Origin of the sequence: Neoaquamicrobium microcysteis (assembly GCF_008180155.1) — a bacterium.
GTDB classification, from domain to species: Bacteria; Pseudomonadota; Alphaproteobacteria; order Rhizobiales; family Rhizobiaceae; genus Aerobium; species Aerobium microcysteis.
This window is the reverse complement of the sequence record NZ_VSZS01000057.1, coordinates 67,679-81,614: the sequence shown is the minus strand read 5'-3', so window position 1 is coordinate 81,614 and position 13,936 is coordinate 67,679. Positions and strand designations below refer to the sequence as shown.

General features: G+C 65.7%; 16 protein-coding genes. 8 read left to right on the top strand and 8 right to left on the bottom strand.

Annotation, left to right across the window (positions count from 1 at the left end; all coding sequences use genetic code 11):
- Window positions 1–73 precede the first annotated feature (73 nt).
- The gene (locus tag FY036_RS05960) at window positions 74–880 is read left to right on the top strand and encodes an exodeoxyribonuclease III (RefSeq protein ID WP_148913798.1); all 807 of its coding nucleotides are present in this window, start codon (window positions 74–76) and stop codon (window positions 878–880) included.
- A 3-nt stretch (window positions 881–883) separates the two neighbouring features.
- On the opposite strand, the gene FY036_RS05955 is transcribed toward FY036_RS05960, so the two are convergent.
- The gene (locus FY036_RS05955; protein ID WP_148913797.1) at window positions 884–1,339 is read right to left on the bottom strand and encodes a cyclic nucleotide-binding domain-containing protein; all 456 of its coding nucleotides are present in this window, start codon (window positions 1,337–1,339) and stop codon (window positions 884–886) included.
- A gap of 55 nt (window positions 1,340–1,394) precedes the next feature.
- Window positions 1,395–2,078 carry a response regulator transcription factor gene (locus FY036_RS05950; protein WP_148913796.1) on the bottom strand — a complete coding sequence of 228 codons (684 nt, stop codon included), beginning with the start codon at window positions 2,076–2,078 and terminating at the stop codon, window positions 1,395–1,397.
- A 94-nt stretch (window positions 2,079–2,172) separates the two neighbouring features.
- Between FY036_RS05950 and FY036_RS05945 the strand changes: the two genes are divergently transcribed.
- Entirely contained in the window at window positions 2,173–2,751 is a 579-nt protein-coding gene (locus FY036_RS05945; RefSeq protein WP_235897551.1) for a L,D-transpeptidase family protein, read from the top strand.
- Between the two features lie 60 nt (window positions 2,752–2,811).
- Here the strand turns inward: FY036_RS05945 and FY036_RS05940 are convergent, their stop codons facing one another.
- The 5 genes from FY036_RS05940 to tsaD are packed head-to-tail and all read right to left on the bottom strand — an operon-like array spanning window position 2,812 to window position 6,340.
- On the bottom strand, window positions 2,812–3,558 hold the full coding sequence (locus tag FY036_RS05940) for a class I SAM-dependent methyltransferase (protein WP_148913795.1): 747 nt from the start codon (window positions 3,556–3,558) through the stop codon (window positions 2,812–2,814).
- On the bottom strand, window positions 3,513–3,938 hold the full coding sequence (locus FY036_RS05935) for an EVE domain-containing protein (RefSeq protein WP_148913794.1): 426 nt from the start codon (window positions 3,936–3,938) through the stop codon (window positions 3,513–3,515). The genes FY036_RS05940 and FY036_RS05935 overlap by 46 nt, the downstream gene beginning before the upstream one ends.
- Entirely contained in the window at window positions 3,938–4,234 is a 297-nt protein-coding gene (locus tag FY036_RS05930; protein ID WP_148913793.1) for a YciI-like protein, read from the bottom strand. Before FY036_RS05930 ends, FY036_RS05935 begins: the two co-directional genes overlap by 1 nt.
- Window positions 4,235–4,256: 22 nt before the next feature.
- The gene (locus tag FY036_RS05925; protein WP_148913792.1) at window positions 4,257–5,258 is read right to left on the bottom strand and encodes an NAD(P)H-dependent glycerol-3-phosphate dehydrogenase; all 1,002 of its coding nucleotides are present in this window, start codon (window positions 5,256–5,258) and stop codon (window positions 4,257–4,259) included.
- Window positions 5,255–6,340 (bottom strand): tRNA (adenosine(37)-N6)-threonylcarbamoyltransferase complex transferase subunit TsaD, encoded by a 1,086-nt coding sequence (gene tsaD / locus FY036_RS05920; protein WP_201744703.1) that lies wholly within the window; start codon window positions 6,338–6,340, stop codon window positions 5,255–5,257. Before tsaD ends, FY036_RS05925 begins: the two co-directional genes overlap by 4 nt.
- Window positions 6,341–6,402: 62 nt before the next feature.
- On the opposite strand from tsaD, the gene hemC reads away from it, so the two are divergent.
- The 6 genes from hemC to FY036_RS05890 all read left to right on the top strand — a co-directional run bounded on the left by hemC (window position 6,403) and on the right by FY036_RS05890 (window position 12,579).
- Complete coding sequence (hemC, locus tag FY036_RS05915) at window positions 6,403–7,332, top strand: hydroxymethylbilane synthase (protein ID WP_148913790.1); 930 nt, start codon at window positions 6,403–6,405, stop codon at window positions 7,330–7,332.
- The gene (locus FY036_RS05910; protein ID WP_161601100.1) at window positions 7,329–8,057 is read left to right on the top strand and encodes a uroporphyrinogen-III synthase; all 729 of its coding nucleotides are present in this window, start codon (window positions 7,329–7,331) and stop codon (window positions 8,055–8,057) included. The genes hemC and FY036_RS05910 overlap by 4 nt, the downstream gene beginning before the upstream one ends.
- An 86-nt stretch (window positions 8,058–8,143) precedes the next feature.
- The gene (locus tag FY036_RS05905; RefSeq protein WP_148913788.1) at window positions 8,144–9,562 is read left to right on the top strand and encodes a phage tail protein; all 1,419 of its coding nucleotides are present in this window, start codon (window positions 8,144–8,146) and stop codon (window positions 9,560–9,562) included.
- 10 nt (window positions 9,563–9,572) lie between these two features.
- Window positions 9,573–11,255: a heme biosynthesis protein HemY gene (locus FY036_RS05900; protein WP_148913787.1), complete on the top strand. Its 1,683-nt coding sequence runs from the start codon at window positions 9,573–9,575 to the stop codon at window positions 11,253–11,255.
- Window positions 11,256–11,312: 57 nt separating this feature from the next.
- On the top strand, window positions 11,313–11,792 hold the full coding sequence (locus FY036_RS05895) for a tellurite resistance TerB family protein (RefSeq protein WP_148913786.1): 480 nt from the start codon (window positions 11,313–11,315) through the stop codon (window positions 11,790–11,792).
- Window positions 11,793–11,799: 7 nt separating this feature from the next.
- A complete protein-coding gene (locus FY036_RS05890) occupies window positions 11,800–12,579 on the top strand; it encodes a glutamine amidotransferase (RefSeq protein WP_148913785.1) in 780 nt (259 codons plus the stop codon).
- Here the strand turns inward: FY036_RS05890 and FY036_RS05885 are convergent.
- Complete coding sequence (locus tag FY036_RS05885) at window positions 12,545–13,780, bottom strand: MFS transporter (RefSeq protein WP_148913870.1); 1,236 nt, start codon at window positions 13,778–13,780, stop codon at window positions 12,545–12,547. The genes FY036_RS05890 and FY036_RS05885 overlap by 35 nt on opposite strands.
- Between the last annotated feature and the right edge of the window lie 156 nt (window positions 13,781–13,936).

Sequence of the window (13,936 nt, the reverse complement as noted above, 5' to 3'; positions counted from 1 at the left end):
CGGCTCGCGGCTTGTTTATCCAACCTCCTGCTGGCAGTTTCCCGGCTCTGTTGAATGAGCTTTGGATCTTTCAATGCCGTTTTCCATCGCGACCTGGAACATCAACTCCGTGCGGCTGCGCATGCCGCTGGTCGAGCGGTTCCTGGCCGAGCATCAGCCTGACGTGCTGTGCCTTCAGGAAACCAAGTGCCCGGATGACCTGTTTCCGCTGAACGCCTTTCGCAAGGCGGGCTATGAACACATCGTCATCAGCGGCCAGAAGGGCTATCACGGGGTTGCGACGGTCGCGCGGCGGCCTCTCGAGGTGGTCGAGAAGCGGCGCTTCTGCGACAATGGCGATTGCAGACACCTCTCCGTCAACGTCGAAGCCGGCGGACGGCGTATACTGCTGCACAATTTCTACGTGCCGGCGGGTGGCGACGAGCCGGACCCGGACATCAACCCAAAATTCCGCCACAAGCTCGACTTCGTCGCGGAGATGCACGACGTGCCGGCGCTGGAGGATGACGTGACGTCGTCGGTGCTGGTGGGCGACCTCAACATCGCGCCGCTTGAGACAGACGTATGGTCGCACAAGCAACTGCTGAACGTGGTCAGTCACACGCCGATAGAGACAACCAGCTTCGAGGCCATGCGGAGAGCGGGCAACTGGGTGGATCTGATGCGCCAGGCGATCCCGCCCGAGCAGAAGCTCTATACGTGGTGGAGCTATCGCGCGCAGGACTGGGCCGCGTCGGATCGCGGCCGGCGGCTCGACCATGTCTGGTCGTCGCCCAACCTCGCGCCGGCGCTGACCGGCGTCGAGGTGCTACGCAACGCGCGCGGCTGGGACCGGCCGTCCGACCACGTGCCGGTGATCGCGCGTTTCGACCTGGACTGAAGCCTATTCGGTGAATCTCGACGACAGGCGCTCGATGTTCTTGAGGAAGGCCTGAAGCTCGTCGAGCATCTTGGCATGCAGCTCGGCTGCGGCTTCCGGATATTCCTCGAGGATGCGGCGAAACAGCGAACGGTTCAGCCTTATGGCTTCGACATCGCTTTCGGCCGCTGCATAGGTGAGGCGCTTCGTTTCCGCGATCAGCGCCAGTTCGCCGAGGATTGCGCCTTCGCCGAGGCGCGAAACGGCAACCGCCTCGCCATTGCCTTCGCGGTAGAGCACGACCTTGCCCGAGACGACGACATAGGCGCAGTCAGCCGAAGCTCCCTCGCGATAAATCTCGCGTCCGGCCTGAAAGCGCACCGACTCGGCCCCGAAGGCGAGCAGCCGCAATTGCTCCGCCGTCAGCCCGGCGAACAGCCGGACGCCGGACAGAATGCGGATGTCGTCGTCAAGCGCCAAATCGCTGTCCCCGGTTGCGCCCCCTCCCGGTTCTTCCGCCGCGAGGGGAAAACAGTCAAGGGACGAGCTTGTAACCGCCGCTTTCGGTCACAAGAATCTCCGCATTCGACGGATCGCGCTCGATTTTCTGACGAAGACGGTAGACATGCGTTTCAAGCGTATGGGTCGTCACGCCGGAATTGTACCCCCAGACTTCCTCCAGAAGCACATCGCGCGTGACCACCTTCTGGTCGGCCCGATACAGATATTTGATGATCGAGGCTTCCTTCTCGGTAAGCCGCACCTTGCCACCCTTGGGATCGGTCAGGAGCTTCTGGCTGGGCTTGAACACGTAAGGCCCGACCGAGAAGGTCGCGTCCTCGCTCTGCTCGTGCTGTCGCAGCTGGGCGCGTATGCGCGCCAGAAGCACGGCGAAGCGAAACGGCTTGGTCACGTAGTCGTTGGCGCCGGCTTCCAGACCGAGGATGGTGTCCGAATCGGTGTCGTGCCCGGTCAGCATGATGATCGGCGCCTTGAACCCGCCCTTGCGCAGCAGCTTCACCGCCTCGCGTCCATCCATGTCGGGCAGGCCGACATCCATGATGAGCAGATCGATGATCCCGCCGCGCGCCGTCTGGACGCCTTTGCCCGCCGTCGCTTCCTGCAGAACCTCAAATTCCTCATAGAGCGAAAGCTGCTCCACCAGAGTTTCGCGCAGGTCGGGGTCGTCGTCGACGATGAGGATGGTGCGAGACGTCATGTTGTATCCGTTGCTGGAGCCGGCGGTTGACCGCGCTTCGGTTTATGCGGAAGCATATGGCCCGAAAAAGAATATCACGGCGATTTGTTCCACAGTGCCATCATACTCCAAATTTCGTGAGCGCAATGAGGCGGCGGTTCGCAGCCTGACGAAACCCCGTAACATCGTCGTGCGCGCGCGGCCGGGAAAGCCGACGCAGGGGCTGCTTTCATGGGGCGGCGCGGTGTTTCCATGCGCGCTTGGGCGCGGCGGCATCCGCGCGATCAAGCGTGAAGGCGATGGTGGTACGCCGCTCGCCTCGATGCCGATGCTCTACGGCTGGTTCCGTCACGGGCGACTGGCGACGACCCGGTCCGCGCTGCCGCTGCGCCAGATCAAGGCGCGTGACGGGTGGTGTGACGCGCCGGGCGACCGCAACTACAACCGTCCCGTCGCACTCCCCTATCCGGCAAGCAGCGAGGCGATGACGCGCGGCGACCGACTCTACGATTGCTGCGTCGTGCTGGACTACAACATCAGGCCGCGCCGGCGCGGCATGGGCAGCGCCATCTTCTTTCACATTGCCAAGCCGGGCTTCCAGCCCACGGAAGGGTGCGTGGCCGTCGCACCTCATGTCATGAAGCGGCTGTTGCCGCATCTGTCGAAGAAGACGGTGCTGACCGTATTACGCTAGACCGTGATGCCGAAAAGTGGGAACCGGTTTTCGGAGGACATCAGGGTCAAACTTATTGATTTAGCCGCATGTATGCGACGCCGGTTGATTCCATCCGCCTGCAACATGCTTTAGGCGCCAGACCGTGGTCTTCTTGACTTCGGCGTCTTCCAGCGCGCGGGTGACGGGGACCTGATAGGTGGCAAGTGCTTCGATGCCGGTTTTCGGCAGGTAGGCGCGGCCGGGATCGCCGACAAGCACCGTCCTGCCGCTTGCGCGCAGGGCGGCGAACCACGGGAGCAGGCGATCTGCGAAAGCCCTGTCGTAGAACACGTCGCCGGCGAGGATCACGTCCCAGTCGCCATCCATTCCGACGAGATCGGCAGAGGTGAAGTCGATGTGCACGTTGTTGGCGGCGGCGTTGAGCTTTATGGCCCCGGCGCAAAAATCATCGATGTCGGCTGCCAGAACACCTGCTGCTCCCGACTTCGCGGCCGCGATGGCGACCAACCCCGAGCCACTGGCGAAATCGAGCACGCGCTTGCCGCGTACGATGGCGGGATGGTCGAGAACAAATCTCGCCAAACCCTGTCCGCCTGCCCAGGCGAAGGCCCAGAACGGCGGCTGGAGGCCGATGGCCTCAAGTTCCTCCTCCGTGCGCTGCCACAGAGCGTGGGCCTCGTCTGCCAGATGCAGGGTGATTTCCGGCACATGCGGCGGGGCCATTGGCTCGGTGTTGGCGCGGATGAAGGCTTCCGCTTTTTCTGGGGGGAGCTTTCGGCTCACGGCGCTGGGACGAGGCCTCCCATGCGGCAGACCTCTTCCCATTCGTCGGGCCTGACCGGCTGGACCGACAGCCGCATCGACGTGACCAGCGACATGTCGGCCAGCTTCGGGTTGGCCTTGACGTCCTTGAGTGTGACCGGGTTGGGCATATCGCGCACGGCGCGTATGTCGACGCATTCCCAGCGCGGGTCGTCGGTGGACGAGTCGGGATGGGCGAGCCTGCACACTTCCACGATGCCAACGACCTCAAGCCCCTCGTTGGAGTGGTAGAAGAAGCCGAGGTCGCGGAGCTGCATCTCTCGCATGTTGTTGCGCGCCTGGTAGTTGCGCACGCCGGTCCACTCCTCGCCGGCCATGCCCTTCGCCTTCTGCTGGTCCCAGGACCAGGTGTCGGGCTCCGACTTGAACAGCCAGTATGCCATCACTTCGTCTCCGGCGCCTTGAACACCCAGTTCCACGGCAGGATCTCGACGCTTTCGAAAAGGCCCGCCTTGGAATAGGGGTCGCCGCCGGCCATCTGCTCGGCACCGGCCCGGTCTTCCGCCTCCACCGCCACGAGGCTGCCGATCGGCTTGCCGTCCTCACCAAGGAAGGGGCCGGCGAATTTGAGCTTGCCCGCCTTGTCCAGCGCCATCAGGTAGTCGACATGGGCCGGGCGGTTCGCCAGCCGGACATCCAGCTGCCCCGGCTTGTCCTTGCAGATGAGGGTGAAGATCATCGGTCGTCTCCGTTGCCTTGCTCTATCTTTCGCTCTTCAGCGGCCGCCCCATCAGGGCGGCCACGGCCTGTGCAATCGTCACCTCGCCCCTGAGGAGGCGGTCGACTGCCTCAATGATCGGAGCCTGCAAGCCCTTTTCGCGAGCGATGCTGGCGGCGATACCGGCCGTCGACGCGCCTTCGGCCAGAGGCCGCCCCTCCAGGCTTTCGCCGCGTCCCAGCGCCACGCCGTAGGAGAAGTTGCGCGACTGCGACGATCCACATGTCAAGATGAGGTCGCCAAGCCCCGACAGGCCCATCAGCGTCTCGGGCTCGGCGCCGAAGGCCGCGCCCACTCGGCGAAGTTCCACGAAGCCGCGCGTCACCATCGCCGCCTGCGCGCTGGCGCCGAGGCCCGCGCCCGCCGTCGCGCCGGCGGCGATCGCCAGAACGTTCTTCAGCGCGCCGCCGACCTCGACGCCGATCAGGTCGCTGGTGGAGTAACAGCGGAAGGTGGGAGACGACAGCAACGCAGCCAAATCCGACGCTCGCACTTCGTCGTGCGCCGCGACGGTCACGGCCGTCGGCAGGCCGCGCGCCACATCGGTTGCAAAGCTCGGGCCGGACAGTGCGGCGACGGGCGTATGCGGCAGGAGTTCCACGGCGATCTCGGAGAGGAGCTTGCCGGTGCCACGTTCTATGCCCTTGGCGCAGAGCACCAGCGGGGTGCCGGCGCGAATGCGGCCCGCAAGGTCTTCGAGCAGCCCGCGCATCGCCTGTGCCGGGACGACGGCGAGGACGCAGTGTGCTCCGTCCAGCGCCATGCCGATGTCGGCCGTGGCGGCGAGGCGCTTGTCGAGCCCAATGCCCGGCAGGTAGCGGGGGTTCTCATGCGTTTCATTGACCGCGGCGACGGTGTCGGCATCGCGCGCCCACAGGCGGCAATCGTGCCCGGCCCGCAACATGGTGACGGCAAGGGCGGTGCCCCACGCGCCTCCGCCCAGAACCGCGATACGGCCTTCTGCGTTCATGCCCCCATTGGTCATGCCTTGGCCCCTCGCTTGCCCGAGCCGATCAGGGGCGCGGCGTCCTCATCCAGCGGCCAGCGCGAGCGCGGCGTGAACGTCATGGCGTCAGTCGCAGTCATCCTCGCGCGGATGCGCTCGATGCCCGCCCAGGCGATCATGGCGGCGTTGTCGGTGCACAGCGCCAGCGGCGGCGCGACAAGCCGCATCGACCGGCCGGCGCAAAGTTCCTCGAGTGCTGTGCGGATGGCCTTGTTGGCGGCCACCCCGCCGGCCACGACCAGTGCGGGTTCGCCAATCGTCGGGAACTCCCCGCGAAAGCGCGCAAGGCTGCGGCCGACACGCTCGACCAGCGTTTCTGTGACGGCGAGCTGGAAGGCGGCGCAGATGTCGCAGACATCTTGTCGAGACAGCGGCGCGATGGCTGTTGCCGCCTGCCGGACCGCGGTCTTGAGCCCGGAAAAGGAAAAGTCGAGACGGGCTTCGCCCCGAAGCGGACGAGGAAAGGCGAAGCGGGACGGGTCGCCTGCCAGAGCCTGCTTCTCGACGTTCGGCCCGCCGGGATAGGGCAAGCCCAGAAGCTTGGCCGTCTTGTCGAAGGCTTCGCCCAGCGCATCGTCGATGGTAGAGGCCCAGCGCTCGTAGTCGCCAACCCCGCGCACCAGGATGATCTGGGTGTGGCCGCCCGACACGAGCAGCAGCAGATAAGGAAACTCGAGGCCGTCGGTCAGCCGCGCCGTCAGCGCGTGGCCTTCCAGATGATTGACGGGGATGAGCGGTTTGCCGGCCGCTGCAGCGACGGCCTTCGCCGTCATGAGGCCGACGATCAGCCCGCCGATCAGGCCCGGCCCGGCGGTGGCGGCCACCCCGTCGATGTCGCCCAGGACCGTACCCGCCTCCGCAAGCGCGGTTGCCACGATCCCGTCCAGCGCCTCCACATGGGCGCGCGCGGCGATCTCGGGCACCACGCCGCCGAAGGCTGCATGGTCGTCGATCTGGCTGTAGACGACGTTGGACAGGATTTGCGGCGTGCCGGCATCGTCGAGCGCGACCACCGAGGCCGCCGTCTCGTCGCAACTGGTCTCGATGCCGAGAATTCGCATCATTGCTGTGCCGGTCATTCCTAGCTAGGAGTTGGCCGGCACTATCACGGACGAAGCGGCGCATGCAAATGGATGTCTTGAAGATCGGTACGCGCGGCAGCGCGTTGGCGCTGGCACAGGCGCACGAGACCCGGGCGCGGCTGATGGCGGCACACGGGCTGCCCGAAGCGGCTTTCGAGATCGTCGTCATCTCCACCAGCGGCGACCGGATACAGGACAGGCCGCTCTCGGAGGCTGGCGGCAAGGGGCTGTTCACCAAAGAGATCGAGGAGGCGCTGCTCGACCGGCGCATCGACATCGCCGTACACTCGTCCAAGGACATGCCGACGGCGCTACCTGCCGGGCTGGAACTTTCCGCCTTTCTCGAGCGCGAGGACGTGCGCGATGCATTCATCGGTAGGGCGGCGGCAAGGCTCGAGGATTTGCCGCAACGCGCGGTGGTGGGTTCGTCGTCGCTGCGTCGGCAGGCGCTTATCAGAAGGCTTCGGCCGGACATCGAGGTGGTGATGTTCCGCGGCAATGTGCAGACGCGTCTGCGCAAGCTGTACGAGGGACAGGTGGCCGGCACGCTGCTCGCCAATGCCGGCCTGAGGCGGCTGGGCATGGCGGACGTCATCACCGAGCTACTGCCGCTAGAGCGTTTTCCGCCCGCGCCTGGGCAGGGCGCCATCTGCATCGAGAGTCGCATCGGCGACGAAAAGGTCAAGACGATGCTGGAACCGATCGGGCACGTGGCCACCGCGCAGGCTCTTTCGTGCGAGCGCGCGTTTCTGGCGGCCCTCGACGGGTCGTGCCGTACGCCGATCGCCGGCTATGCCCAGATCGACGGCGAGAGGCTTGCCTTTGCCGGCATGATCCTGTCGCCCGACGGGCAGGCCGTGCACGAAGTTGCCGCAGAAGGGCGCGCTGCGGAGGCGGCACCGCTCGGGACCGACGCGGGTGAGCGCATCCGCGAAAAGGCGGGAGCGCGCTTCTTCGAAGGATGGTCGTGAGCAAGCGCGTCCTTGTCACCCGGCCCGAGCCCGGCGCGAGCGAAACAGCCGCGCGGCTGACGAGGATGGGGTTTTCCCCAATCGTGTTGCCGCTGACGCGGATTGTCGCGACAAGACCGGAGAAACTGCCTGATCCCGCAACCGTCGATGCAGTGGCGGTGACCAGTGGCAACGCCATCCGTCATGCGCCGGCGGGGCTTCTGGCCGGGTTGCTCGACAAGCCGGTCTTCGCCGTCGGGAGTGCTACAGCGGCGGCAGCACGGGATGCGGGTTTTTCGACGGTCCATGAGGGGGCCGGGACTGCCGCCGATCTTGTGGAAGCGATCGGTTCGACAACTGCGCATCGTGCCCGCATCCTTCATCTTGCCGGGGTGGATCGAACGGAAGGCTTTGCTGAAGCGCTTGCTGCAAAAGGGCACCAGATAGACGTGCTGGAAATCTACGCAGCAGAAGAAGTCAGTTACCCGACTGACTTTGTTCTTGAGGCGTTGGGAAACCAGCCGGTCTGGGGCGCGCCCGTGTTTTCGACCCGAGGCGCAGAGTTGCTGGCCACTCTCCTGCGGCAGGCCGCCGCAAGCCAGCTCTTTGATAAAACGAGCTATTTCTGCATTTCGGAGAAAGCTGCCGCGCCACTGAACGCGTCTGGACTGCGGCGGGTTAGTGTCAGCCAACAGCCGACCGAGGAGGCGGTATTGCTGCTGCTTTCGTCGCACCGTCCGGCCTGATCGCAATCCTACCCTTTTCAGCGATCAATGATGTCTCTAGATCATGGGGTGCTCATCCCCAAGTAGCCGCCGAAGGAAAAGCCGGAATGGTCAAGACGCCGCGCACCCGCCACTCCAGGACCACGAAGGATCCGGTGACCATAGACCTGACGCCCGGTGAGGTTTCGCGCGTGAAGGCGGAGGCGGAGCAGCAGGCCGAGGCAGAAAAGACGGCCAAGGTGCCACCTGCGGAGCCGGCGATCGCTGATTCTGTGAAGCAGGACATGGCCGAAGAGGCCGCCTCGTCCAATGAGAGACCGGCAGCGCCCGCGTCCGAGATGTCCGGTGACGGCCAGGAAACCGCCGCGGAGGCTGAAGCCGCAGCCAGTGCCAGCTCCGGGAACTCACAAACGACCCATGGCTTCGGGCGCGCCGGCCGCGACAGCGAGCCGCTTGCCGCTACGCCTGCGCCGCCTGCTCGTGGGGGAATGTTGACCGGCGCGGTGGCCGGCGGGCTGGCCGCGCTCGCAGTCGTGGGCGGTCTGTCCTTTTCCGGCCTTCTCCCCGGGTCGCAGTCCGCGCGGGACGATGCAGCACCAGTGATCAACGCGCTGGACGCGGAAGTCGCTTCGTTGCGCGAGCAGTTGAGCGCGCTGGAAGCGGCCGGATCGCAGAGTGGGACGACCGGCGACGCACTCGCAGAGGCCGAACGGCGGATTTCGCAGCTAAGTTCGGAAGTTGAGACGCTTCGTGCCGACCTCGCGCAACTGGGCGAGAGTGGCGGTGGCGATGCAGCACCGGTCGACCTGACGCCATTGGAGGGCCGGATCGCGGCGCTCGAGACCGGCATCGCCGACCTTGGCGAAAGGGCGACGCCCGATGCAGCGTTTGAGGAACAGGTCGTGGCGATTCGCAAGGAGGTCGTTGCCGTGCGCGAAGCCCAGACGCAGGCAGCCACGCGCCTCGACGCGCTCGAGCAGTCGCTCGGGGAGCTGACGGGCCGTGTGGATGAGGCCGCAGAAACGCCGGCAACGGCGGTCATCATCGCGGCCTCCGCCCTCAAGGCAGCGATCGATCGTGGCGCGGCCTTCTCCACTGAGCTGGATACATTCGCATCGCTCGCTCCGGATGCGCCGGAGGTTGCGGAGCTGCGCCGGCTGGCTGCCGACGGTGTGCCGACCCGCGCGGAAATCGCCGCGGAATCGGACGCCGCAGCCAATGCCATGATTGCGGCGGGCCGGCCCGTCGATCCGGACGCCGGGGTGATGGACCGGCTGCTGGGCAGCGCCATGGGTCTGGTTCAGGTGCGCCCGGTCGGCATGGTCGAGGGAGAAGGCGTGCCGGAGATCGTTGCACGGCTGGACGCCGCGGTTGAACAGGGCGATTACGAACGTGCGCTCGAGGAATACGAAAGCCTCCCGGAGACGGCCAAGGCTGCCGGCGAACCGTTCATTGCGAAGCTGCGCGCCCGCCACTCCGCAGACCAGCTGATCGACAGCGCGCTTGCCGCCGCGCTCAAGTCCTGAGGAAAGTCCGATGTTGCGTATCCTGTTCTTCCTCGGTCTCGTTTTCCTGATGGGGCTGGGCTTCGCCTGGCTGGCGGACCGTCCCGGCGACATGGTTATTACTTTCGGGGGCTACCAGTATCAGGTGTCACTGATGGTTGCGGCCGTCGCGGTGTCGGCCATCGTGCTGACGGTCATGCTGTCCTGGTGGCTGCTCAAGAGCATCTGGTACAGCCCCCACGCGATCTCGCGCTATTTTAGGGTCAGGCGACGCGACCGCGGCTATCAGGCGCTGTCGACGGGCATGATTGCCGCCGGCGCCGGCGATGCCGGGCTGGCGCGCAAGAAGAAGAAGGAGGCGATGAAGCTCATCAGCGCCGATCAGGAGCCGCTGATCCATCTGCTGGATGCACAGGCGTCGCTGCTCGAAGGCGACCACGAAGCTGCGCGCGGCAAGTTCGAGGCGATGTTGGCCGATCCCGAAATGCGGCTTCTCGGCCTGCGCGGCTTGTATCTGGAGGCGGAGCGCCTGGGCGACCGCACGGCCGCCCGTCATTATGCGGCACGTGCGGCGGAGGCTGCGCCACAGCTTGGATGGGCAGCCGAAGCCACGTTGGAGGAGAAAACGGAAGCGGGACTGTGGGACGAAGCGCTTCGCCTCGTCGAATCGCAAAAATCTACCCGCCAGATCGAGCGCGAGGCGGCCAGCCGCCGCAAGGCCGTTCTCTTGACGGCCAAGGCGATGGAGATGCTGGACGCCGACCCTACCGGCGCGAAGACCGCCGCCGTAGAGGCCAATCGGCTGGCGCCGGACCTCATCCCCGCAGCAACCACGGCCGCGAAGGCGCTTTTCCGGCTCGCAGATACGCGCAAGGGCGCGAAGATCCTCGAAGCCATCTGGAAAAAGGAGCCGCACCCGGAGGTGGCGGATGCCTACATCCATGCGCGGCCGGGGGATTCAACACATGATCGACTGGAGCGGGCCAGGAAGCTGCAATCGCTCAAGCAGAACCATGCCGAATCGTCACTGGCGGTTGCGCGTGCGGCACTCGACGCGGGCGAATTCGCCATCGCGCGGCGCGAGGCGGAGGCAGCGATCCGCCTGGACGGGCGCGAGGGTGCATGGCTGGTGCTGGCCGACATCGAGGAGGCGGAAACCGGTGACCAGGGCAAGGTGCGTCAGTGGCTTGGCAAGGCAGTGCGCGCGCCACGCGATCCGGCCTGGGTTGCCGACGGCGTCGTTGCGGAGCGCTGGGCGCCCATCTCGCCCGTGACGGGCAGGCTCGACGCATTCGAGTGGCGTGTGCCTGCCGAAAGGCTGGGCCAGCTCGTCGAATCGGTCGAGGACAAGCCAGTGGCCCCCGCTGCTTCCCTGCCGATGGTCGCCGTACCCGTGGCTCCGGCCCCGCCAGCGGTGGTGACTGAAGCGAAGCAGCCTGTCGAGGAAGCTGTGGTCGAGCCGGTTGCGGTGCCGCCCGCTCCTGCGGAGGCGTCGTCCGCCCCAGCAACTCCCAAGCCGCCTGCCAGACCCGAGGCAGGCAACGGCATGGCTGCGGCAGTGGGTCCCGCGATGGTTGCACCGGCACCCGTGCTGGACGCGCCGCCGCCCGAATCCGACGAAACCGAGCAGCAGCCCATCCGCCTGCCCGACGACCCCGGCGTCGAGCCGGACGAGGCGGAGGGGGAAGAACCTCGCCGCTTCCGGTTGTTCTGAACGCCGGCTTCGCGCTAAGGAAGAGGCAGATCAAGGCATGCTGTACATGGGCGGGAAATGCTCGATAGATTGAAGTCGTTTTTCGGTTCGCTTCCCGACAAGCCTCGAAGCAAGGGGCTGGCGGCAGACGATCCTCGCGTTGCAGCCGCCGCCCTGATGTTCTTCGTCATCGATGCTGACGGCGTGCGCTCGGAGGACGAGCGCAAGCGGATGCGTGAGCTTCTTGCCGGTTCGTATTCGCTGTCGGGCGGCGAACTGGAAGCGATCGTCAAGGCCGGCGAGGATGCGCATCGCGAGGCCGTCGATCTCTTCGCGTTCACCAGTGTGCTCAATCGCGGGCTCGACGAGGACGCCAAGGTCGAGTTCATCGGCATCCTTTGGGAGATGGTGTATGCCGACGGCGAAATGCATGAGCTGGAAGACAACATCGTCTGGCGCACGGCCGAGCTGATCGGCGTTTCGCCGCGAGACCGCATGCGGATGCGCAGACGGGTGCGCGATGCGCAAGACGACGATGCGCCGGAGCAGGAAGACTGAACTGACCATGACGCATGCGGACAAGGGCAAGATACTGATCGTGCTCCATCAGGAGATGTCCAGCCCCGGCCGGGTCGGCCAACTGCTCACAGCGTCCGGTTTCCATCTCGATATCCGTCGCCCGCCTCTGGGCGATCCGCTGCCCGATACACTCGCCGATCACCGCGGCGTGGTGGTTTTCGGCGGGCCGATGAGCGCCAACGATCCCGACGAGTTCATCCGCCGCGAGACCGACTGGCTGTCCGTGCCTCTCAAGGAAGAAAAGCCGTTTCTCGGCATCTGTCTTGGCGCGCAGATGCTGGTCAACCATCTCGGCGGCAAGGTTGACGGCCACGACGACGGGCTGGTCGAGATCGGCTGGTATCCGATCCGCGCGACCGAAGCCGGCTCGCGCCTGATGGACTGGCCCGGCATGGTCTACCAGTTTCATCGGGAAGGCTTCTCCTTGCCCTCTGGCGCGAAGCTGCTGGCGGAAGCCGATCACTATCCCAACCAGGCCTTCCGCTATGGCAAAAAGGCCTGGGGTATCCAGTTCCACGCCGAGTTGACCCGGGTTATGATGCAGCGATGGGTGGTACGCGGCGCACACCGCTTCGTGCTGCCCGGCGCGCAGGTGGGCAACGACCATCTGGCCGGCCGCATGATCTGGGACTTCAGGCTGAAGCGCTGGCTTGAGGACTTTCTGGCGTTGATCTTCGAGGACAAGGAACCTGCGCGCAGCCCTGCCATTGTGCACGCGGTGGCGACAGGCGTTACACCCGACCGTCGAGACGCCGAGCCTTCCTGAGTTCGGGAAACAGCCGGGCCCACAGAACGGCAACGCCAACGGCGCCGACACCGCCGAACACGACGGCCGGGACCGTGCCGACGAGCGCCGCCATCGAGCCGGCGCGGAACTCGCCCAACTCGTTGGACGCGCCCACGAACACCATGTTGACGGCGTTGACGCGGCCGCGCACACGGTCCGGCGTCCAGAGTTGGATCAGTGTCTCGCGGATATAGACCGAGATCATGTCGGCAGCGCCCAGCAACGCCAGCGCCGTGATCGAAAGCCAAGGAATGGTCGAGATGCCAAACACCGCCGTGAAAACCCCGAAAAGGCCGACGAAGAAGAACATGATGAGGCCCGCGTGGTCGCGGATGGGGTGACCGGCAAGCCAGATCGCGACGACGATTGCGCCTATGCCGGGGGCCGCGCGCAACAGGCCCAGCCCCCATGGGCCGAGTTCCAGAATGTCACGCGCATAGACGGGCAGGAGCGCGACCGCGCCGCCCAGCAGCACCGCGAACAGGTCCAGCGAGATCGCGCCCAGCACTATCTTCTCGCTGCGAATATAGCGGAAGCCGGCGAAAAGCGTTTCCAGCGACGGCCGCTCCGTCTCGGTATGCTGCTGCGGCTTGGGTATGGAGAAAATCAGGATGCCGGCGCTGGCCATCATCGCGGCGGCCACGGCGTAGGCGGCTTCGGGCGCGAGCCCGTAAAGCAGGCCGCCGGCGACCGGGCCGACAATCGTCGCCGTCTGCCAGGCAGAGGAGTTCCATGCGACTGCGTTGGCGAAATCCTGCGGCGGGACCAGATTGGCGACCAGCGATGCAGAGGCTGGGCCGAAGAACGATCGCGCGACGCCGAAGACGGCCAGCACGACGAAAACCTGCGTCACCGAGGTTAGGCCTCGCAGGCTGAGCGTGAGCAGCGCCAGCGCGCACAGAGCCTCCAGCAGAATTGCCAGCGCCATCACGAGCCTGCGGCCGAAGCGGTCGGCTACCGCGCCGGTCACCAGCACCAGAAGCAGCGAGGGGGCGAACTGAACGAGGCCGACAAGCCCGAGATCGAAAGGGTTGCGTGTCAGATCGTAGACCTGCCACCCGACCGCTACGGACACGATCTGCGTGGCGAAGGTCGTCAAGAAGCGCGCGGCCCAGAACCTCAGATAGGAGGAATGGCGAAAGGCGGCGTAGCGATCTTCGGATTGCGGTGATGGGGACATGGGCATGGCGGGACGATGCGGGAGCCTTTCCTTACCGCACATCAACGGCCCAAGCTTGTGTTTCGACGCTGCTGGACCAACGACTGGCGCTCGCGCGGCCATATGCGTGGCAGGGTGCGAGGCGGGTGTTTGCCTCTTTGAAACGTGCTGCGATGC

Coding starts and splice junctions, on each gene's coding strand:
- FY036_RS05930 (WP_148913793.1), bottom strand. CDS start 4,234: ATGATCTTCACCCTCATCTGCAAGGACAAGCCGGGGCAGCTGGATGTC.
- FY036_RS05890 (WP_148913785.1), top strand. CDS start 11,800: ATGACGCATGCGGACAAGGGCAAGATACTGATCGTGCTCCATCAGGAG.
- FY036_RS05950 (WP_148913796.1), bottom strand. CDS start 2,078: ATGACGTCTCGCACCATCCTCATCGTCGACGACGACCCCGACCTGCGC.
- FY036_RS05935 (WP_148913794.1), bottom strand. CDS start 3,938: ATGGCATACTGGCTGTTCAAGTCGGAGCCCGACACCTGGTCCTGGGAC.
- FY036_RS05940 (WP_148913795.1), bottom strand. CDS start 3,558: ATGGGAAGAGGTCTGCCGCATGGGAGGCCTCGTCCCAGCGCCGTGAGC.
- FY036_RS05905 (WP_148913788.1), top strand. CDS start 8,144: ATGGTCAAGACGCCGCGCACCCGCCACTCCAGGACCACGAAGGATCCG.
- FY036_RS05925 (WP_148913792.1), bottom strand. CDS start 5,258: ATGACCAATGGGGGCATGAACGCAGAAGGCCGTATCGCGGTTCTGGGC.
- FY036_RS05885 (WP_148913870.1), bottom strand. CDS start 13,780: ATGTCCCCATCACCGCAATCCGAAGATCGCTACGCCGCCTTTCGCCAT.
- tsaD (WP_201744703.1), bottom strand. CDS start 6,340: ATGCGAATTCTCGGCATCGAGACCAGTTGCGACGAGACGGCGGCCTCG.
- hemC (WP_148913790.1), top strand. CDS start 6,403: ATGCAAATGGATGTCTTGAAGATCGGTACGCGCGGCAGCGCGTTGGCG.
- FY036_RS05960 (WP_148913798.1), top strand. CDS start 74: ATGCCGTTTTCCATCGCGACCTGGAACATCAACTCCGTGCGGCTGCGC.
- FY036_RS05900 (WP_148913787.1), top strand. CDS start 9,573: ATGTTGCGTATCCTGTTCTTCCTCGGTCTCGTTTTCCTGATGGGGCTG.
- FY036_RS05895 (WP_148913786.1), top strand. CDS start 11,313: ATGCTCGATAGATTGAAGTCGTTTTTCGGTTCGCTTCCCGACAAGCCT.